Raw genomic sequence first — 20,315 nt, forward strand, 5'->3', positions numbered from 1 at the left:
CATGGCGAAAGCTCCCCAGGTTCAGCACGAGGAAGAGGACGAGAACGTATGGGTTGCGGGCCCAGGCGATGAGTCGTCTGGCCTGGACACCAAGATCTGGCCGCATGAGCCGCGCGACCTCAAGCGTGTGCGCGTGCTGCCATCGGTGCGCATGCCCACCGACGCGGAGGAACTGGAGCGCTGCCTTGCCGACCCGGAGTGGCGCCTGTTCAGCGGCGCCCTGTACCAGATCATCATCAAGGGCGAGAACGACGAAGAGTCGTTCGTCAAGCCGTTCATACCCAACCGTGCGCAGCGCCGTTTCATCAAGCGCCTGTGGCACCGCAACATCATCTTGAAGGCCCGCCAACTGGGCTTCACGACCCTGATTGCCATCCTGTGGCTGGATCACGCCCTGTTCAACGGGAATCAGCGCTGCGGGATGATCGCCCAGGACCGGGAGACGGCTGAATCCATCTTCCGGGACAAGGTGATCTTTGCCTACGACCACCTGCCCGAGGAAATCCGCGAGCGCTTCCCACTGGCCCGCGCGAGCACGAAGGAGATCCGATTCGCGCACAACAACTCCAGCATGCGCGTGGCCACCAGCGTGCGGGGCGGCACGATCCACCGGCTGCACGTGTCCGAGTTCGGGAAGATTTGCGCCAAGTTCCCGCACAAGGCCAAGGAGGTGATGACGGGCTCCATCCCTGCGGTGCCGTTGTCCGGCATCCTGGTGATCGAGTCCACCGCCGAAGGGGCGAACGGTGAGTTCTACGAGCTGTGCACGCGGGCCGAGGCGCTGCACCACGCCCACCAGAGGCTCACGGAGCGGGACTACCGATTCCACTTCTATGCCTGGTGGCAGGAGCCCAGCTACCGCATGGACGCGAGCGCGGTGGTGGTGTCGGACGCCCTGCACAAATACTTCGATGACATCGAGGTGGAGGCCGGTACCACCCTGGACATGGAGCAGCGGGCCTGGTACGCGGCGACCCAGGCCGCCGACTTCCCGGGGCGCGAAGAGCGCATGTGGCAGGAGTACCCATCCACCCCGCGCGAGGCCTTCCAGCAGTCCACCGAGGGCCACTACCTCACCAAGGCCATCACCGAGCTGACCAAGCGCGGCGGCATCACCGCCGTGCCGATGCTGGATCTGCCCGTTTACACGTTCTGGGACATCGGCAACAGCGACGGGTGCGCCATCTGGTTTGCCCAGCAGCTGCGCGGCGAAGACCGCTTCATCAACTACTACGAAGAGCACGACGAAGACCTGCGGCACTACGTGCGGCATCTGCAGGGCCTGGGCTACGTGTTCGGCAAGCACTTCCTGCCCCACGACGCGGACCACAAGCGCCTGGGCGACACCAACCGCAGCACCAAGCAGCAGCTGCAGCAGCTCATGCCGGGTCACAAGTTCGTGATCGTGCCCCGGGTTACGCAGCTCATCACCGGCGTGAACACGCTGCGCAAGCACATGCGCGGGGCCTGGTTCGACAAGGACGCCTGTGCCTTCGGCATGGAGCGCCTGCGCGGCTACCGCAAGAAATACAGCATGGCCCTGGCCAAGTTCCTGGACGAGCCAGACAAGAGCAACGGCTGCACCGAGGGCGCGGACGCGCTGCGCCAGTGGGCCCAGGCCAAGGAGTCGGGCCTGTACCAGCCATCCGACGACGGATACGGCACCGACGACGAATTTGTTATGCCGCCAGCACCCGACTGGCGCACATGAGGCGAAGACCATGAACGCTACCCAACGCACCCCCACCCTCGAAGAGCTGCAGGACGGCCGCGACGAGCCCATCACCCGGGATGAGTTCGCCTCCATCGTGCGCGAGAGCCTGGCACAGCCGCCATGGCGCGCCCAGGCCGACAAGGAGGCGGACTACGCCGATGGCAACCAGCTGAGCACTGATCTGCTGCGCAGGCTGAAGGACATGGGCATCCCACCAGCCAAGGAGAACATCATTGGCCCGGCCATCCGCGCTGTGTGTGGCTTTGAGGCCAAGACGCGCACCGACTGGCGCGTGACGCCGGATGGCGACCCAGGCGGCCAGGACGTGGCCGATGCGCTCAACTTCAAGCTGAATCAGGCCGAGCGCCATTCCAAGGCAGACCGTGCGCTGTCGGCAGCGTTTAAGCCTGCCAGCGCCGTGGGCATCGGCTGGGTGGAGGTCGCGCGCGCCAGCAACTCGCTGGAGTTCCCCTACAAGTGCCGCTACATCCACCGCAATGAGATCTGGTGGGACATGAAGGCCATCGAGCCCGACCTGTCGGACGCTCGCTGGCTCTATCGCCGCCGCTGGATCAGCCGCACACGGGCCGCGCGGATGTTCCCGAACCACGCCATCCTCATCATGAATGGCGCGGACAAGTGGATCGCGGAGTTCAGCATCCAAGAGCTGGAGGGCGGCCAGTCCACCGGCCTGCAAGCAGCCGCCGAGGCACACCGGGCATGGACCACGGTAGAGGACGCCTACTACAACGAGGAAAACAAGACCGTCTGCATCACGGAGCTGTGGTACCGCCGCTGGGTGACGACCGTGATGCTCAAGATGAAGGATGGGCGCGCGGTGAAGTACGACCCGGCCAACCAGCTGCACCAAGCCGCCCTGTCGCTGGGCCGTGGCAAGCTGGTGGAGGAACTGCTGCCCGTGGTGCGCCGCAGCTACTGGATGGGCCCGCATTGCCTGTTCGATGGCCCGAGCCCATACCCACATCCGCACTTCCCCTATGCGCGCGTGGTGGCCGCCCAGGAAGACCTGACCGGCATTCCCTTCGGGCTGGTGCGCGACATGCTTTTCCCGCAGGACAACCTCAACAGCACGATCTCCAAGCTGCGCTGGGGCATGTCGGCGGTGGAGACGATTCGCACCAAGGGCGCAGTGGCCATGCCGGATGCGCAGTTCCGGCAGATGGCATCCCGGGTAGATGCAGACTTTGTGCTGGACGCCGACCACATGGCGCAACAGGGGGCAAAGTTCGAGCGCAAGCGCGACTTCCAGCTCAACGCGCAGCACTTCCAGCTCATGCAGGACTCGCGCGCGGCGGCGGCTGGCGTGTCGGGTGTGACCCCTTCGTTCCAGGGCCAGCAGGGCACGGCCACCAGCGGCGTGCAGGAGCAGACCCAAGTGGAGCAGTCCCAGGTATCGCTGGCCGACCTGATGGACAACTTCAAGGATGCCCGCGCCCTGGTGGGCGAAATGCTGATGGCCCTCATCATCGAGGACATCGGCAAGGAGGAAACCGTGGTGGTGATCGAGGGCGACGTGCTCAACCCGCCACGCACGGTGGTGCTGAACAGCCCTGAGGTGGACCCGCACACCGGCATCGTGCTGCTGTCGAACGACGTGCAGCGCACGCGCCTCAAGGTGGCGCTGGAGGATGTGCCCAGCTCCAGCAGCTTCCGCGCCCAGCAGCTCAACGCTCTGTCGGAATCGGTCAAGGCCGCTACGCCGGAGATCCAGCAGGTAGTGATGCCGTTCATGATCGACCTCATGGACATGCCCCGCAAGAAGGAGGTGGTGGAGGCCATCCGCAAGGCCCAGGGCCAGGCCGATCCCGAGGCCATCCGCGCCCAGGTCAAGCAGGAGCTGATGCACGACCTCAAGGAGCGCGAGCTGGCGTTGCGTGAGCGCGAAGTGGCTGCGCGCGAAGCACTCATGCAGGCGCAGAAGGTGCAGACCGGCGTGCAATCTGCGTTCTCTGCTATGCAAGCAGGAGCGCAGGTGGCCATGAACCCAGCCATTGCGCCCGTCGCTGACGAGGTGATGAAAGGCGCGGGCTACCAGCGGCCGAACCCTGGCGGCGATGACCCGAACTTTCCCACCGCTGGCGGTCTGCCGGTGGCGCCCGGCCCGGTACCAACCGGCGGCGCGGGTGGTGCGACGGCGGAGCCAGGCGTGGCCGATGTCCGGCAGAACACCAGCCCGGAATTCCCACCCGTGCCACAAGAGGCAGGGCAGGGCATGCAGGGCATCGAGACACCCGCTGTGGCCGACAACCTGCCAGCGTGAGGCAACCGGCATAGGGCGCAGCGATCCGGCGCCGTGGCTTGACCATGAGGCCCTACCCGCAACGGTCAGGGTTTCGCCGCAGCCACGGCACCATCACTGGAGTACCAGCCATGTCACGCACTTCCCGCCTCTTCGCCATCGCCGCCATTGCCTGCGCTGCTGCCGCTGGCGCCTTCGCTTCGGCCGCCGTTGCCTCGCGCGACTATGTGGTGGCCGCCGTTCATCGCGCCTGGGACTTCGTGCTCGATGGCTTCCGCGTGAGTGTGGAGGTGCAGCGGATCAGCCCCAGCCAGGACAAGCCGCGCGTGCGGCTGGTGGCGGCCAAGGCCTTCATCATGCGCATGGCCAAACGCGAGCGCCCTAATGTGACCCCGCTGTGGCGCATGTGCCCGTCCACCTAAGCGCATGCCGCGATCCCCAGAAAGCCGCCCACCGAGGCGGCTTTTTTGTGCCCGCCCAGCATAGGGCAGAGGGTTTTCGCCACACCCGTGAATACTCGTTTCCAAGCCCCCCGCTGTGAAGCGCCGGGCGAAACCGCACCGCTGTGAAGCGGCGCATATCCCGCAGCAGGAGAGCGGAAAGCCGGGGCGATGGCCCTGGCCAACCCTCGACCGCATGCCCAGTCAGGCCCAGCCGGATAGCTGGGATGGAGCACGCAGCAAATGGCACTCACACCTGCCGAACTTCTCGAAAAGGCCCTCAACGGCGAGTCGTTGGATGACGACCACGCTGACGAAGCCACAAAGACCACCACCACCCAGGAAGAGCCCACGGACAACAACACCGACGACGCAGCGGATGCTGCCAAGGCCGGTGCAGATGAACAGGGCAAGACCACGGGCGGCGCTGGCACCACCGAAGACGACGAGCCCAAGGGCGCGCCGATTGCCAGCAAGTCTGGCGCTTACACGATTCCCTACGAGAAGCTGGAGCAGGCGCGCGACCGCGCCAAAACTCTGGAGGGTGAAAACGAGTCCCTGCGCGCGCAGCTGGCAGAGCTGAACGCCAAGCAGCAGGCGAACCTGGAACAGGCCGAGGACAAAGCCCAAGCCCGCGCGGATGCCGGGAAGGCGCAGACCCAGGCCGACCAGAACCTTGAAGCCGCGAAGAAGGCCATGGGCCAGGGTGTGGACGCATCCCTGTTCGGTGACTTCTCGGAAGAAGGTATCGCCAAGGGCATCGCCGCCCTGATGGAGCGCACTCGTGAGGAGCTGCGCGCCGAGCTGCGCGAAGAAGCCGCCCGCGAGTTGAAGCCCCTCAAGGACCGCGAGGCCCAGGAGGTCAAGGACAGCCACTACGGCGCGATCTTCGAAAAGCATCCCGATGCCAACGAAATCGTGCAGTCGTCGCAGTTCGCCGCCTGGCACGCCAGCCTGCCGGGCTTCCAGCGTGCAGCTGTCGATGCCGTGCTCAACCCGGAAACGGGCGGCACTGCTGCGGAAGTGATTGAAGTTTTTGACACGTTCAAGGCGCAGACCGGCAAGGCCGCAGCGCCTGCCGCTCAGGACAAGGGCAAGGCACCGGAGGTGCAACGCCGCGTCCCTCACTCGCTGTCGGAGATCGCGGGAGAGCAGCACCAGGACATCGCACAGCAGGTGATGGCTTCGGCTGGCACCGACCCCAACGCGCTCATCGAGCGCATGCAAGACATGTCGCCCGAGCAGATCGAGCGCGTGATGAACGCCGTTTAGTTTTTTGAAACCGGGCCGCTCGTGATGAGCCGCCCCCGTCCCATTGAAGGAGGTCACTATGACCATGAACAGCCACGTACCGGCCGGTTCCGATAAGGCGATGTTTGTTCAGGCTGCGGGCATGTTTGCCCTGGCCGAAAACCGCGCCTCTCGTCTGGGCCAAATGTCCGGTCCCCTGCCCAAGGGCGAGGGGAAGGTAGCGGAAATGATCCGCAAGCAGTCCAGCTCCGATTTCCCCATCGTGAAGTGCATGGACTTGTCGCGCGGCACCGGCGACGAGGTGGAATTCCACTTTGTGCAGCCGACCAAGATGCGTCCCACCATGGGCTCGCGCATGGTCGAGGGCAAGGGTAAGGGCCTGGCATACGACAAGGCCCGCATCCGCGTGGATCAGGCGCGTATCCCCGTCAAGCTGGGCGACACCATGACGAACATCCGTTCGGCCGTGGACTTCACCCGATTGGCACGCCCTGTGGCCCAGTCGCACGCCAATGCGTACATCGACCAGTCGATCCTGACCCACTTGGGCGGTGCTCGCGGCTTTCACGACAACATCGAGTGGCGCGTCCCCACCGAGGACGATCCCGAGTTTGCCGAAATGCTGGTGAACCCGGTGAAGGCCCCCACCAAGAACCGTCACTACCTGGCTGACGGCACCAACGGTGTGAAGGCTTTCAGCGTGAACACCGGCGATGTTGCTCTGGCAACCACGGACGACCTGAACATGAGCGTGGTGGATGCCGTTCGCACGCTCATCGAGTCGCTGCCCCTGCCTCCCCCCGCCGTGAAGATCCCCGGCGACATGGCCTCCGAAGACGAGCCGCTGCGCGCACTGCTGCTGTCGCCCGCCCAGTACCACGCCTTTGCGCAGGATGACAACTTCCGCAAGTTCCAGGTGGCGGCCATGAACCGCGCCGCGAACGCGAAGCGTCACCCCCTGTTCCTGGGCGAGGCAGCACTGTGGAACGGCATTCTGCTGCTCAAGCAGCCCAAGCCGATCCGCTTTTACGCAGGTAACACCATCCGCTACAGCGCCAGCAACACGACCGAGAACGAAAGCACCTGCCTGGTGCCTGCATCGTTCACCAACACCCATGCGGTGGATCGTGCGATCTTGCTGGGCGGCCAGTCGCTGATGCAAGCCTTCGCGGCCTCTGGCATGTCGGGCATGCCGTTCTTCTGGAACGAAGAAACCTTCGACCACAAGGACAAGCGCGAGCTGATGATCGGTGTGATCCAGGGCCTGCAAAAGGTTCGTTTCCCTGTGGATCAGGGCGATGGCACCAAGCACTGGACCGACATCGGCGCCATGGCCATCGACACGGTGGTGAAGCTCATCCCCGGCGAACGCTGATAGGCCACGCGGGGCGCCACGTGCGCCTCGCCTCCATCCCCCTCAATTCAAGAACGGAGGCCAACCATGGCAACCATCAAAGTCAAGAGCGTCGGCAACGGCGTGCACCTGGGCAACACGCCGTGGGGCAATCTCACTGCGCTGCGCTACGTCGTCAAGACCAACGCCACGGGCGCGGTCATCAACTCCGACTCCACTGCGGCCATCGCTGTCAACGACATCGTGAACCTGGGGCACCTGCCTTCTGGTTTCCGCTTCATTGACAGCCAGGTCACGGTGGTGACCGGCATGAAGGCTACCGCCACCGGCGATCTGGGCTTTGCCTACAAGGACGGCGTGGACGACACCGCTGTACCGCAGGACGCGGACTACTTCGGTGCTGGCCTGGCTATCGCCACCGCAGCCCGTCTGCGCAACGCCACCACGAACCCCAGCATCGTGCTGCCCAAGGACGCCAACCTGCTGCTGACCGTCAAGACGGTGGGCAACGACAAGGCCTCGGAGATCGAGGTGGTGATCTACGGCATTGCCGAAGGCGTGAAGTAAGGAACGGCGGGCCGGGTAACCGGCCTGCCTCCTTTTCTGGAGGCTCCCATGAAATTTGAGTTGATCCGCTACGAGGGCACGGCCCCGTACACCGACCGTACCCCCATGCGCAACGCCTGGGAGCCCGGCGAAGAAAAGCTTGTGTCCGAAGCGGACGCCAAGGCGCTGATGCGCTACTTGGAGTTCAAGCGCGTTCCTGCCGAAGCCAAGAAGGCCGCAAAGGCGAGCAAAGAGCCCGCAGCCAAGGGCGACGATGGCAAGGACGACAACGCTGCGGCACTGGCCCTGGCCAAGCAGGCGGCCACCGAGCAGCAGCTGCGCGAGAAAAAGGCCGCAGAACAGACAGAGGCAACTCTTCTGGAAGTGTCGCAAATGACCAAGGCCGCATTGACGGAATTTGCGAAGGCGAACTACGGCGTGGTGCTGGATACCAAGAACAAAGTCGATGACCTGCGTAACCAGGTCACGGCGCTGGTGCATGGCGGGCTCAACTAATGACCCTCGGCGATCTGATCCGGCGCTTTCGCGTGCTTGCCGATGACAAGGTGGTGCCGTACTTCTGGTCCAACGCGGACATTGTGGACTGGCTCAACGATGCCCAAGCGCAGGCTTGTGTGCGTGGCCGTCTGCTGCCGGAGGATGCCAACCCCGACATCTGCGAGGTGGCTGTCACGGCAGGGACCCACACCTACCAGCTGCACCCCACGGTTTACGAGCTGGTGCACACCGGCTTTCGCCCAGCAGCTCCTGGTGGTCGGCCTGGCAAGTTCTTGCTCAAGTCGCGCGAATGGCTGAACGCCAACTACCCCAACTGGCGTGATGCTGACGACTGGCATCACATGGACGGCGGCACGCGCTACCTGGTGCAGAACGACACCACGGTGCGCATCGTCCCTACGCCGGCGGAAGACGGCACATTGACCATTGAGGCCTACCGGCTCCCGCTTGAAGAGCTGTCTGCCGACGACGTCTCCGCTTCACCAGAAATCCACGCCGCGCACCACGAACACCTGCTGCTGTGGGCGCTGCACAAGGCGTTTTCGGTTCCAGACGCGGAGCTGATTGACCCAGTACGGGCGCAGAAAGCCGAAGAGGGATTCACGGCCTATTTTGGGCCGCTCCCTGATAGCGACATGCGCCGCATCACGCGCGAGGACATTGCGCACCGCAACGAGGCGATCTTGGCCTAAGTCCCCTCCAGTCGAGCGTTCTAGAAATTAAGGAGCCAACCATGGCCAACGCCCACTACGCCAAAGGCAAAGAGAAACTTCTCTCCAGCGCCGTCAACTACATGACAGACACCATCAAGGTGGCACTGGTTAAGAACAACTACGCGCAAGACCTTGCGAACGACGAGTTCTTCGGTCCGCATCTGAGCGCCCATGTGATCGGCACGCCGCAGACGCTGACGGGCAAGAGCATCACGAACGGCGTGTTCGACGCAGCTGACGTGACCTTCCTGACGGTCGCGGCCGGCGACACCCTCGAAGGCGTGGTGATCTACAAAGACACCGGGGTTGCAGGGACATCTCCGCTGCTGCACTACATCGACACCATCACCGGCTTCCCGCTGGCGACGAACGGTGGCGACATCACGGTGCAGTGGGACAACGGCGCATACCGCATTTTCAGCCTGTGATGAGCAGCCATGCCCGCTCCAGCACAAGCGACTTACAGCGTGGCCGCCCTGGTACCGGTACACACCACCTTCCGTGACCTGATCGATTCCGGGGCGCTCGCCGGAAGCATCAAGATCCGCAGCGCGGCCGACGTGCTGCTGGCACAGATCCCGCTGACGAAGCCCTGCGGGACGGTCAATGGCGCGACGGGGCAGCTCACGATCATGGCCTCGGGTCGCGACGATAGCGCCGATGCGTCCGGTACTGCGGCCTATGGGGAATTCTGTGACAGCGACGGCACTGTGTACCTGAGCCTTCCGACGCAGGCGGGTAGCTCTGCAGTCACCGGCAAGCTGGTGATGAACGTGCTCGCCGTCGTGGCAGGCACCCCTGTCGAAGTCGTGTCCGCGACGATCGGCTAGAAAGAACGGAGAGTCACTATGACAGTACGCTCATGGCTGGCTTCCTGCGCTGCGGTCAGCCAGAGCGGGACCTCCATCGACAGATACGATCCTGCAGCTACATCCCACCCGCTATGGATAGAGCGCTTTTCTGAGTTCAGTACCACCGGGGCGTTTACCTCCGGGACGACCAATGCGCCTTCTGTCACCAAGACGCTGAGCCGCTTCATTCCCGGGGAGCCGTGGCGCGTCGGGGCCCGAAATACCACGTACACCGGCGATTACGCGCGTGTGGACATTGAGTTTCTTGCAGGCGCCAGTGTCGTGCTGGCGGTTTCGTTCCGCAGCCCCGCGAACTTCCAGAACGTCGTGCATGTCGGCAACACGCTGGGCACGATGACCGCAAAGGCATCGACTGGGTCCTACCCGTCCGTGGACGGCATACTCATTGCCAGCGCAGACGGTGTGCGCTACACGCCGAACCCGGGCAGCGCCTCGTCCAACACGAATGCGTTCTTCCACGCCAAGGACCTGTCGTCCGTGACGGCGGTGCGCTTCGGCGTTCAGGCGACCACTGGGTACACAGCGGCCCTGACCGTCGCGGCTTTCGGTTACGTCCAGCTCATGGGCCGCCTGAAGGGCACCGTCGTGGACTCGGCTGGCAACCCCGCCGCGAGGACTGTCATCGCTATCGAAGAGGCAACGGCAAACCCTGCGAACAGTATCGTCAAGACCATCACCAGCGACGCGGTGACTGGCGCGTACTCCATGCCTACAGACTACGGCGGTGCGCACAGCGTCATCGCCTACCCCGCTTCCGGCGAGAGCCTGCAGGCCATCATCCTCAACGGGGTGACGCCAGTATGAGCTACACGCCGCCGTCCGGGAGCGCTGCGAACTTTTCGTGGGTAGGCGCCAGCGCATACACCGCGCCGTCCGGGGGCGACGCCAACCTGGTGTGGCCCCTGGTGATCGCCTCGATCCTCACGGAGGCCGCTGCAGCGACACCGCTCGGTAGCCCAGCTGCGTTTGTGCTGGTTCACACCACCGCCGCCGCGAGCGGGTTCGAAACCACGACGTTCGGCACCCCCACTGGGCGTGTGCGCCTCAGCGCGACGGGTATCTACAGCACGAGCCACGGCACCCCATCCAGCCCGGTGCCCCAGGTCGCCACCGCATCGGGGTTCGGCGCCGAGAAGATTGGCGTGCCGACCAGATATGTGCCGCCTGTCGCCGGCGCCCACCAGTACGTGGCTGCAGCGCCGTTTCTATCGGGGGCCTACGGCCTCGCGTCCGTGGCAGCCAGTGTCGCTGCGCAGGCCCAGGGATACGCACCGGGGCAGTTCGGTGTACCAGTCGCCCGGGCCCGTATGGGCGCGCAGTCTATTGGGCCGACGCTGTATTTCGGCGCCCCCTCACTGATGTTGTCGCAGCGCGCAGTGAGCCTACCGAACACCGTGTTCGGCACCCCGGTGGTGGCGCGAGTGCAGCTGGCGGCGGGCATCCACGCCCCGACAAAGTGGGGCCGCCCCACCACCGAGCGCAGCGACACCTACCGGGCCCGCAGCCTGATCGGCGCCGCGCGCTTCGGCCGCGCGGCGGCCTACAAGATCAACGCCTACCAGGCGGCTCATCTGCTTGGCCCCGGTGGCTTCGGCACACCGGCTTGCGCGCAGCGGTACCGCGCGACGGGCCTGCATGCTTCCGCCCGCTTCGGCAAGCCCCTACTGTCCAGGAGCAGCGCATGCTGACGTTCGAGAAGTTCTCCGGCATCAACAACGTGCTCGCATCCCACCGGCTCGGTGGCAGTGAGCTGGCTGCGGCCACGAACGTTGACGCCGGCCTATCTGGCGACCTCATCCGCCGCGTAGGCTACGACGAGGCGCTGGACACCTGCCACAAGAATCTGCACCAGGCGGATGGGTTCATGCTGGCCACGGTCGATGGCGGGGACTTGATCGCCATGGACGCGGCCGGCGGCTCGCGCACCACCCTGTACCCGTCGCTCGGCCCCAGTCGAGTCTGGTACTGCAACTTGCCGGATGGCCGCACCACGTTCAGCAACGGCCTCATCAACGGAATCGCGAGCGGCTCCGCGGCCACGGCCTGGGGCGTACCGATTCCGGCCGATCTTGGCGCACTGACACCTTTGTCCGGGGACCTGTTCCCCGGCGACTATCAATACCAGCTCACCTACGTCCGCCTGAGCGATGGCCTTGAGGGTGGGCCGATCTACTCCAACCCCACGCCCGTGCCGGACGGTGGCATCCTGCTGACGGGCCTGCCCGTGCTGGAAGGCCACAAGATCAATGTCTACCTGACCAGCGCAAACGGCGACCAGGCATACCTGGCCGGCAGCGCCTTCAACGATTCTTTCGCCTACCTGGGCAAGAACGAGGCCCTGGTGCTGCCGTGCCGAACCGACTTCCTGCAGCCGATGCCGGTGGGCACGGTCACGGCATTTTGGCGCGGCCGGGTGCTGACCGCCGTGGGCCCTGTGCTTTACGCCTCCAAGACCAACAGTTGGGAGCTGTGCGACATGCGCCGGGACTTCAAGCAGTTCTCGGGCGACCTCACGCTGATCCAGCCCGTTGACGGCGGCATCTTCGTGGGCACCACGAAAGAACTGGCGTTTCTGGCCGGGACCGAGTTCGACAAGCTGGCCTACACCCGCGTGCTGGATGGCCCCGTGGTGCTGGGCTCTGGCGTTGCCGTTCGCGGCGAGTTGGTGCAGCGCGGGCAGGGCGCAGGGCAGGGCGCGGCCATGGTCTGCATCGCCGGGCGCGGCATCGTTGCGGGGTTCAGCGACGGCGGTATCTCCCGCATGACCGAGGGCCGCTACGCCACCGACGTGACTGAGGTGGCCGCCACGTTCCGCATGGTCGGCGGCGCCCCACAGTACCTGGCGGTCCCGCAATGAACCTGCGCAACCACAACTGGACCGACCTGCAGGGTGACCCGATCACAGGGCGCGCGCCACCGCGCTTGGTGGTGATGAATGACGTGCGCCCGACGCCAGGGCAGATGGGCATGGTTGCGCACCATTACCAGCTCATGACGTACGCACTGAAGGTGTCCATCATCCCGTATATGGTGCAGGAGCGGACGCTGACAGACGGCACGCGCATCCGTATGGTGTCGAACTATGGCCAGGACACCGTGTTCGTGTGGCCTGCTGGGGGCGGCGATGTGGGTGTCGAGCTTGCGCATGGATTTTGTGTTGAGGGCAGCTGGATCTCCCCGCAGATCATCGGGAAGGAGAAGACCGTCTACAACGTCGCCCAGGCAAGAAACGGGATCGTTGGCGGTGCGCACTACGCAGAGGACATGAAGCCTGACCGCCTGGGCGACACCGGGATCAACGTCTACCCGCTAGTTGCCACAGGTGAGGCTGGCAAGCCCGCCGGGCTCTGGGACTTCAAGCACCACCCGGGGCTGTCTGGCGCGATCAAGCCGGTTGCGTTGAAGTATGGCGGCAAACCTCTGTGGCAGTGCATTCACCCGGCGCACTTTTCAGACGGCAAGACCATCCGCAACGCCAAGAACACGGCGCTGGTCACAACCGCGCTCAGTACGACCGCGACCGGCGACAACCCGACTGAGGTGACAGTGTTCCCGCTGACCATGGACAACCGTGGCAACGCCGGCCTATTTCAAGTCCTGAAGAAGGAGAGCGTTGGCCTGGGCAGCACATTCTTCTCGGTGGCGCGGCAGGCAGTCACGCGCACGGGCAAGGAGAGTTACTCGCTAGGCGGCGCCGCCACGACAGAGTTCTGGCACCCGCTGCCTGTTGCCGCCGACGATGCGGTCGCCAATTTCACGAACTTGGTGGACGATATCGACGCGAACCTGTCCGCGATCAGTATTACTCGGGACGATGTGCCTTTTACCAGCGACACCCGCACTTTCGGGACTTATCAACTCACCTTGACTGGCGGGTTCGGGTGGGAGGAGTACCCACCCGGCAACGTGCAGTCCGTGGGGGCCCGGCAAAACATGACGGAGAAAGTAGTCCCTCTGAACATACTGTCTGTGGGCGCCGGCGGCGATGCGTCGAGGACTATCACGACCCCGCACAAAAGCGCCCCGCAGCAAATCCCCATCATCGCAGTCTCCAACTGCGACGGCACTGAAGAGGTTCAGTACACCCACGACATTTGCTACCCCGTAAGCGGGAGGCTCATTTTCGGGAACCAGACCTACGGGTACGGGCTGCGTCCGTGGGGGGCCAGCAGTATTTTTCCGCAGTACAACGCGGCAGGCTACGGCGTCACCTCAGAGGAGCTGGCCCGCCGTGAGTGTCACCACATAGTGGATGTGTCCAACTCTGCGGAGTTTGATTTCGGGTGGGCCAAACTACGGTCTTTTGAAGGTACCACCGTCGGCGGGATGGTGGGGTTCAAGCAGTCCCAGCGCCTGTACAAAGAATTTAGCTCGTACTATTTTGCGTACAGCCTTTTTGACAGCCCCAACATCCCAGGCGAACTACCCGCACAGCAACAGCTTCCGTCAGGCGGCTCCCTTGGGGATATATACACCACCGCCGACATCTACTCGTCGACGATCGACAGCTCTGACCAGAACCCCCGCTGGGCAGGCATCAGAGATCAGTACGTCGCGGACAACGCCAAGCCCGCAGAAGAAACGGAGCGGGGCCGGGAAAACACGCTGGACTATGACTACACCAGCCGCTTCGTTATTGACTACGACCACAAGAGTCGCTTCATCGCCGCCATCAAGGTGCGGGTCACATGCTCTGGCGCACGGTGGACTGAGCCAGTGGGCTCGACCATCCCTGGCAAGGTTGCTCTCTCCACCCCGGGCGACTACACATACACCATCAGCTTTGAGGCCAACTGGAACGGCAACGTCATCAACAAGCAGCTGCTGTTCGGGGAATGCACACGGGAGCCCTTTGAGGCCTTCAAGACGCTGTACCCGAACGTGTACCTCTGGCCAAGCATCGCCATGTACGACCCCATCAACGCCATCACGGTCTACACGGCACCGCAGGTAAACCCGACCGTGGCCTCGTTCAAGCAGTTGCAGAACATCGGGACCACGCAGGACACCAACCCGCACTTTGCGGCGCAGGACGTAGAGACGCTCGGCGGTTTTGCTGGGATCTCCAGCAGCAAGAACATTGAGTTTTCCCGCATGGAGAACGGTCGGGAGTATCCGCACCACAAGACGACCACCGGGCTCCGCTATTCCCGGACGTTCAAGATCAGCGAACTATCCGGGGCGACCTGGCTGCTGGACATGGTGCAGGCCGGTGTCAGCCTGACGGGCGCCAACGATGGCTCCTACGAGTGGATGCCGGCGTTCCGGGACGACCTCATCAACAAGGTGTTCACCGTCGAGATCCTGGATGGCGAGTTCGTCGATTGGTCTGCAGACCTCCAGGGCGCGCTGGACACCACGGTGAGGCCTCCAGTCCGCAAAACGCGCCCAATCAACGCACTGCTTCGGAACATCAAGATCAACCGGGTATGACCATGAACACCATCACATTCAACACCCTCACGGGCGCTGTCACCGAGTACACCGGGTTCGGGTTCCAGTCCATCACACCGACGCACGCCGGTTCGGCCGCCGGCCTGTTCACGCTGGGTGGCGACACCGATGCGGGTCAGCCTATCGTGGCCCAGGTCACCACCGGCAAGCAGTTGTGGGGCGGATCACTCAAAAAGACCGCACTGATGGTGTACTTCTCGCTCAAGGGTGAGGGCACCAGCACCCTGACTGTGACCGGCGAGGAAGACAGCTACAGCTACCAGTTCCCTGTGCGCGCCACCGGCGAGTCGCGCTGCAAGCCGGGGCAGGGCATCCGTGAGAACTACCTCGCCTTCGGGTACAGCAACACCGATGGCGCACCTTTCCAACTCGACCGCATTGAGGTGCTGGTCGCCGAATCCAAGACCCGGAGGGTTTAACCATGGCATCCGCAGCAGAACTCGTCAACCAGTCGTTCGCTCTCGCGCAGGATTACGCGCAGAACGCGCAGCAGCAGCTCGATGGCTTCGCCTCCGCGCTTTCATCCAGCGTCTACGCGCCGCCGACCATCAGCGTGACGTGGAACAGCCTGGCGGCGCCATCGTTGCCGGGCCTGCCCGCGGTACCGGAGATGCCGACCATCGCATTCGTCGCCCCGACAGCGCCGGGTGAGTGGGCGCTGGCCGAGCCCGTCATCGACATCGCGGACTTCACCGAAGCGTCGCCGACGTTGAACTTGCCGACCGCCCCAGCGCTGTCGTACGGCGCGGCCCCAGTCATCCCGGACGTGAACGATGTGACCGTGCCAGATGCCCCGACCCTCCCCGTCGTGGATGCGCCCACGTACCTGTCGTTGAGCACGCCCACGTTCGGCGGGGTGGACCTGCACCAGGAATACCTGGACAAGCTGACTGACATCCCGACGCTGGAGCTGGTGGCGCCGACCCCGTACAGCTACATTGCCGGCCCGCAGTACGCATCCGATCTGCTGAACACCCTGAAGTCGGTGCTGACCGCGCGCATGGCGGGGGGCACCGGGCTGCCAGCTGCTGTCGAGCAGGCCATCTGGGACCGTGCCCGCAGCCGCGAAACCCAGGTGGCTCTTGGCAACGAGGCCGAGATCATGCGCGCCAGCGAGGCCATGGGCTTTCAGCTGCCCAGCGGCGTGCTGGCGGCGCAGCTGCGTGAGGCCCAGCAGAACTACTACGACAAGCTCAGCGGGCTGTCGCGCGACGTGGCCATCAAGCAAGCCGAGCTGGAACAGGAAAACCTGAAACAGACCATCGCCTCGGGCATGCAGCTGGAGGGCCAGCTCATCGACTACAGCTTCAAGCTGGAGCAGTTGACGTTCGAGACGGCGAAGGTGACGGCCGACAACGCCGTTCAGGTCTACAACGCACAGGTCGAGCAATTCAAGGCCCTGCTGTCTGCGTACAACACCTACGCGACCGCCTACAAGACCATCATGGACGCCGAGCTGTCCAAGGTCGAGGTCTACAAGGCAGAGCTGCAGGCCGAGCAGACCAAGGCTGATGTGAACCAGGCGTTGGTGCAGCAGTACAAGGCCCAGATCGAAGCGGGGTTGTCCCAGGTGGAGATCTACAAGGCCCAGGTCGGCGCGGCCAACACCCTCATCCAGTTGGAGCAGGCCCGGATTGGCGCAGCCGGAGAACAGATCAAAGCCTACGTCGCCCAGGTCAACGCGGAGACATCCAAGGTGGAGGCCTACAAGGCAGGCGTGCAGGCCGAAGCGACCAAGGTGGAGGTCTACCGCGTCAAAGCCCAGGCGTTCAGTGCCCGCACAGGCGCGCAGGCGGAAAAGGCCCGCGCTGAAATCAGCCGCTACAGCGCGCTTGCGCAGGCCAAGGAGGCGCAATGGCGCGGGTATGCCGCACAGGTCGAAGCCGAGCGTAGCCGCATCGCGGCGCTGGGCACGCAGTCCACCGCGCTGCTGGAAGGGTACAAGGCGGGGGCCGCAGCGGTCGAGTCGTCTGCGCAGATGCACACGAAGGTCTGGGAGTCGCAGATCCGCCAGTACGAGGCGAGCCAGAACATCGTAGTGCAGACTGCGAAGATCAACGGCGACTGGGCAATCCAGGCCAACAACGCCCGGATGGAAGCCGCCAAAGCGGGAACCCAGGTTTACGCGCAGCTCACCTCGTCGGCGTACGGGATGATGCACACCAGCGCTGGCATCAGTGGCAGCGCGTCCATGTCTGTCGGATACAGCTACGGCGGCGACGTATCTGGCACTGTGTCGCCACGGGAGTCCCTCTAGGGTAGACGGCGGCAGCAGCCGCCCCCCCCAACATGGTTTGGCGGTATTGGCGCCATGTATAGGGTTTCTTCTGCGGGCATCTTCTGCGAAGAATCACGGCATTGAATCTACGGAGGCTCCACATGCGAGGCTTTCAACCACAAAAATTTGCGGATGGTGGCCTGGTGCAAGGCCTCAAGCGTGTCTTCGGTATGGACGAGGAACGCAATGCGCGTGTGGCCGCGTACCGCGCGCAGGCTGCGCAAGAGAAACCTGCCGAGACACCAGCGCCAGCCCCCGCACCTGCGGTGAGCGACTACGCTGGAATGGGCGCGATGAAGCGCCGCGAGAAGGCTGCTGGCCTGGCTGATGGCGGCACGGTCAAGCCGCGTGGGTTCAAGGCAGGTGGCCTGATCCGCGGGCCTGGGACGGGCACCAGCGATTCGATCAAAACCGAAAAGCGCCCCGGCACCTTCATCATGCCCGCCGACAGCACCCAGGCCATTGGCCCGGAGGCGCTGGAGGAAATGGGTGAAATGGACGACGGCGACATGGAAGAGCAGGGCGAAAAAATGCCCGTGCGCCTGAGTGCCGGTGAGTTCGAGCTGCCGCCCGAGCAGGTTCAGGCGCTGGGTGAGGCTGTGCTGACAGTAATGCGTGATGCCACTCATAAGCCGGTGCGCGGCTTCGCCCCCCAGGCAGAGACGGAGGAGCCGCGCCAGTTCTTTGCCGACGGCGGCGTTGTGGACGATGAGCAAAAGAAGCGGTTGGCCAACCAGACCTCCATGTACGTGCAGGGCGCTCAGGCTGCCGCAGCAAATCGGCCTCCGGCGCCAACCGCACCGCCACCGGCAGCGCCGCCGCCCGAGCCGCAAGCAGCCTTCGGCGTGTTCCCGCAGATGGGGCGCAATACCGCTGGCGGTCGCCCGGCACCTGCGCCTGTCGTGCCCCCTCCTGCGACCGAGGTGGAGGGCTGGCGCACGAAGGCAGTAATGGATGGCGCGGCCCAAGACGCACAGGCTTCATGGGACCGTGGCGGTGTCGATGGAGTCGCTGGCGCGGCCGGCGCAGTGGCGCGCGGTGCTATCACCGCCATCCCAACGGCCGTTGGCGAATTCGCATACAACACCGTTGCCCCGCTGGGTGGAGTAGCGAGAGGCTTCTGGAATGGCATCACCGGTGGGGATTCGGCACCGGAGGCGCCTGCGACTACCCAGGCGTCGCCGAGCCCAGCTGCACCCCGTGCACCTGACGCCCAAGGCGGCCAGGCCCCCGCATCCGGTACCCAGGCAGCGCCGCCAGTACAGGCTACCGCTGCGCCCATTTCCGGCGCAGCTGAGGTGGCCGCTTCCACGGGGGGCAACACCGGCCAGGTGATGCCAGGTGTATTCCGCTCAGGCAACAGCTATTCCGATTCCGCACAAGGGGTCGTGAACGGTGCCGCGCCACGTGGCATGCCCTCTGCCCAGAACGTTGCCGCGGCTGATGCGCTTTACGCCCGTCAGCAGCAGGACACGGTGCCGCGCGTTGCCGGGTTTCAACCTACAGGCATCACTGCGCCTGTCATCCGCAACTCCACCAATGACTGGGCCGCACGCAACAACCTGCGCAATCAGGCAGTCAGCGCCAGCAGCATTACGAATCGGCCGGGCTGGAGCGGAGGCGGGCGCGGTTTTGTACCGCCTGATGTGCTCTCGTACCAGGAAGCGCTCAGAGCCGACCAGGCGCTGCAGCAAGCCCAGCCCGGACTCGATCAGACTGCAATGCGCGAGAACGGAGGTCTCCAGCGCGAAGCCGTGCAGCAGGCCGGCGGGCTGCAACGTGAGCAGGTGCAGCAGGCTGGAGCGAACACCCGCGCCAACGCGAGCAATGCTGTTGACCAGCGCCGCGTGGGGCTGGAAGAGCAGGTGCGTGGTTTCGACATCCGCGAGGGGCAGCGGAAGGAGCAGCTATTCGCGCGCTACAACGCGGCGAAAACAGCCGAGGAAAAGGCCGCAGTCGCCCAGCAGATCCGTGACCTGTCTGGAAAGCAGCCGGAGTCGCCTTGGAAGGTACAGGTGACGCCGACGACGAAGAACGCTGATGGGTCCACTACCGATGGCAGCGTCTATCGGTACAACACCCAGACGGGCGTGGTCGAGCGGGTGGATGCAGCCGCCACAGCACCATTGCCGTTGCCTGCAAAGGATCAGCTCAAGGCAGGCCAGGTGTACCAGACGCCCCGAGGACCGGCACGCTGGGACGGAAAACAGTTTCAAACTGCATAAGTCAGCTGGAAAATCGCCACGCAACCGCCCATTGAGGGCTTTGTGCTATCAATTTAGTTGCAATTCCAGACTGTTCCAGCTCTGTGACACGGCCTGCCGGTGGGGCTTGTCATGAAGTCAGGACCAGCCTTGTGATACACGCCACCATGGTTGTCGTAGCAAAAGGCTTTATCGCAGTGGGTGAGGATAGGCTGCAAGGTGGTTTGTGCGGCGCGCCGCCGTGCATCGTCCTTATGTTCTGCTTCAGGCTTTGTGTTCCAACGTCCCTGCTTGTTGGTGATCGAATTGGCGGAGGTCGCGGCGTTCTCTCGCTCCTTTCGTGCCTGCCAGCTTTCTTGCCCTTGCTGCGTGGCAATGGCGGGAGGCACCATTTGCCCCTGTCGGGCATTCCATTCGCGCTCCTGTTCCGCAGCATTGCGCTGCTGCTTGCGCATTTCAGCGTCATAGGCCTCTTGGCGCTCACGAAGTATTTCTTCTCTGGAGCGCTGGCGCTCAATTTGGCCGCCTTGCTGCCCCTGCGCGCACGGTCGGTCTGAGTAAATGATCTTGCCGGCCTGATCCTGGCACCGATGAACCTGCGCATGAGCTGTGCTGGCGAAAAGAGCAGCGGCGGCAGACAGGATTGCAATGGCGTGTCGAATGTTCAAGGTGACTCCCTCCGCACATCACTCTATCAGCAGTCCCAGCAC

General features: G+C 64.2%; 18 protein-coding genes. 17 read left to right on the forward strand and 1 reads right to left on the reverse strand.

Annotated elements, in window-relative coordinates:
* Window position 1: 1 nt before the first annotated feature.
* The 17 genes from C380_RS08720 to C380_RS08800 all read left to right on the forward strand — a co-directional run bounded on the left by C380_RS08720 (window position 2) and on the right by C380_RS08800 (window position 19,626).
* Window positions 2-1,711, forward strand: a complete 1,710-nt coding sequence (locus C380_RS08720) for a terminase (RefSeq protein ID WP_015013487.1) — start codon at window positions 2-4, stop codon at window positions 1,709-1,711.
* Between the two features lie 10 nt (window positions 1,712-1,721).
* Window positions 1,722-3,995 carry a hypothetical protein gene (locus C380_RS08725; protein WP_015013488.1) on the forward strand — a complete coding sequence of 758 codons (2,274 nt, stop codon included), beginning with the start codon at window positions 1,722-1,724 and terminating at the stop codon, window positions 3,993-3,995.
* A 110-nt stretch (window positions 3,996-4,105) separates the two neighbouring features.
* Complete coding sequence (locus tag C380_RS08730; RefSeq protein WP_015013489.1) at window positions 4,106-4,396, forward strand: hypothetical protein; 291 nt, start codon at window positions 4,106-4,108, stop codon at window positions 4,394-4,396.
* Between the two features lie 261 nt (window positions 4,397-4,657).
* A complete protein-coding gene (locus C380_RS08735) occupies window positions 4,658-5,686 on the forward strand; it encodes a hypothetical protein (RefSeq protein ID WP_015013490.1) in 1,029 nt (342 codons plus the stop codon).
* A 58-nt stretch (window positions 5,687-5,744) separates the two neighbouring features.
* Window positions 5,745-7,040 (forward strand): DUF4043 family protein, encoded by a 1,296-nt coding sequence (locus tag C380_RS08740; protein ID WP_015013491.1) that lies wholly within the window; start codon window positions 5,745-5,747, stop codon window positions 7,038-7,040.
* Window positions 7,041-7,106: 66 nt separating this feature from the next.
* Entirely contained in the window at window positions 7,107-7,586 is a 480-nt protein-coding gene (locus C380_RS08745) for a hypothetical protein (protein ID WP_015013492.1), read from the forward strand.
* A gap of 48 nt (window positions 7,587-7,634) precedes the next feature.
* Entirely contained in the window at window positions 7,635-8,081 is a 447-nt protein-coding gene (locus tag C380_RS08750) for a hypothetical protein (protein ID WP_015013493.1), read from the forward strand.
* Window positions 8,081-8,776 (forward strand): DUF6682 family protein, encoded by a 696-nt coding sequence (locus tag C380_RS08755; protein WP_015013494.1) that lies wholly within the window; start codon window positions 8,081-8,083, stop codon window positions 8,774-8,776. Before C380_RS08750 ends, C380_RS08755 begins: the two co-directional genes overlap by 1 nt.
* Before the next feature lie 41 nt (window positions 8,777-8,817).
* Complete coding sequence (locus C380_RS08760) at window positions 8,818-9,225, forward strand: hypothetical protein (protein ID WP_015013495.1); 408 nt, start codon at window positions 8,818-8,820, stop codon at window positions 9,223-9,225.
* Window positions 9,226-9,234: 9 nt separating this feature from the next.
* Window positions 9,235-9,627, forward strand: coding sequence for a hypothetical protein (locus C380_RS08765; RefSeq protein WP_015013496.1), 393 nt, complete (start codon window positions 9,235-9,237; stop codon window positions 9,625-9,627).
* A gap of 18 nt (window positions 9,628-9,645) precedes the next feature.
* Window positions 9,646-10,473 (forward strand): hypothetical protein, encoded by an 828-nt coding sequence (locus tag C380_RS08770; RefSeq protein ID WP_015013497.1) that lies wholly within the window; start codon window positions 9,646-9,648, stop codon window positions 10,471-10,473.
* On the forward strand, window positions 10,470-11,357 hold the full coding sequence (locus C380_RS08775; RefSeq protein ID WP_015013498.1) for a hypothetical protein: 888 nt from the start codon (window positions 10,470-10,472) through the stop codon (window positions 11,355-11,357). Before C380_RS08770 ends, C380_RS08775 begins: the two co-directional genes overlap by 4 nt.
* Complete coding sequence (locus C380_RS08780) at window positions 11,351-12,526, forward strand: hypothetical protein (RefSeq protein ID WP_015013499.1); 1,176 nt, start codon at window positions 11,351-11,353, stop codon at window positions 12,524-12,526. The genes C380_RS08775 and C380_RS08780 overlap by 7 nt, the downstream gene beginning before the upstream one ends.
* Window positions 12,523-15,102 carry a hypothetical protein gene (locus C380_RS08785; RefSeq protein ID WP_015013500.1) on the forward strand — a complete coding sequence of 860 codons (2,580 nt, stop codon included), beginning with the start codon at window positions 12,523-12,525 and terminating at the stop codon, window positions 15,100-15,102. Before C380_RS08780 ends, C380_RS08785 begins: the two co-directional genes overlap by 4 nt.
* A 2-nt stretch (window positions 15,103-15,104) precedes the next feature.
* Window positions 15,105-15,542: a hypothetical protein gene (locus C380_RS08790; RefSeq protein ID WP_043566292.1), complete on the forward strand. Its 438-nt coding sequence runs from the start codon at window positions 15,105-15,107 to the stop codon at window positions 15,540-15,542.
* Window positions 15,543-15,544: 2 nt separating this feature from the next.
* Window positions 15,545-17,380 carry a hypothetical protein gene (locus tag C380_RS08795; protein WP_015013502.1) on the forward strand — a complete coding sequence of 612 codons (1,836 nt, stop codon included), beginning with the start codon at window positions 15,545-15,547 and terminating at the stop codon, window positions 17,378-17,380.
* 122 nt (window positions 17,381-17,502) lie between these two features.
* The gene (locus C380_RS08800; RefSeq protein ID WP_015013503.1) at window positions 17,503-19,626 is read left to right on the forward strand and encodes a hypothetical protein; all 2,124 of its coding nucleotides are present in this window, start codon (window positions 17,503-17,505) and stop codon (window positions 19,624-19,626) included.
* Window positions 19,627-19,679: 53 nt separating this feature from the next.
* Here C380_RS08800 and C380_RS24405 read toward each other — a convergent pair whose 3' ends face one another.
* A complete protein-coding gene (locus tag C380_RS24405) occupies window positions 19,680-20,273 on the reverse strand; it encodes a DUF4124 domain-containing protein (protein WP_083871597.1) in 594 nt (197 codons plus the stop codon).
* Between the last annotated feature and the right edge of the window lie 42 nt (window positions 20,274-20,315).

The sequence above is a fragment of the Acidovorax sp. KKS102 genome (assembly GCF_000302535.1).
GTDB lineage: Bacteria > Pseudomonadota > Gammaproteobacteria > Burkholderiales > Burkholderiaceae_C > Acidovorax.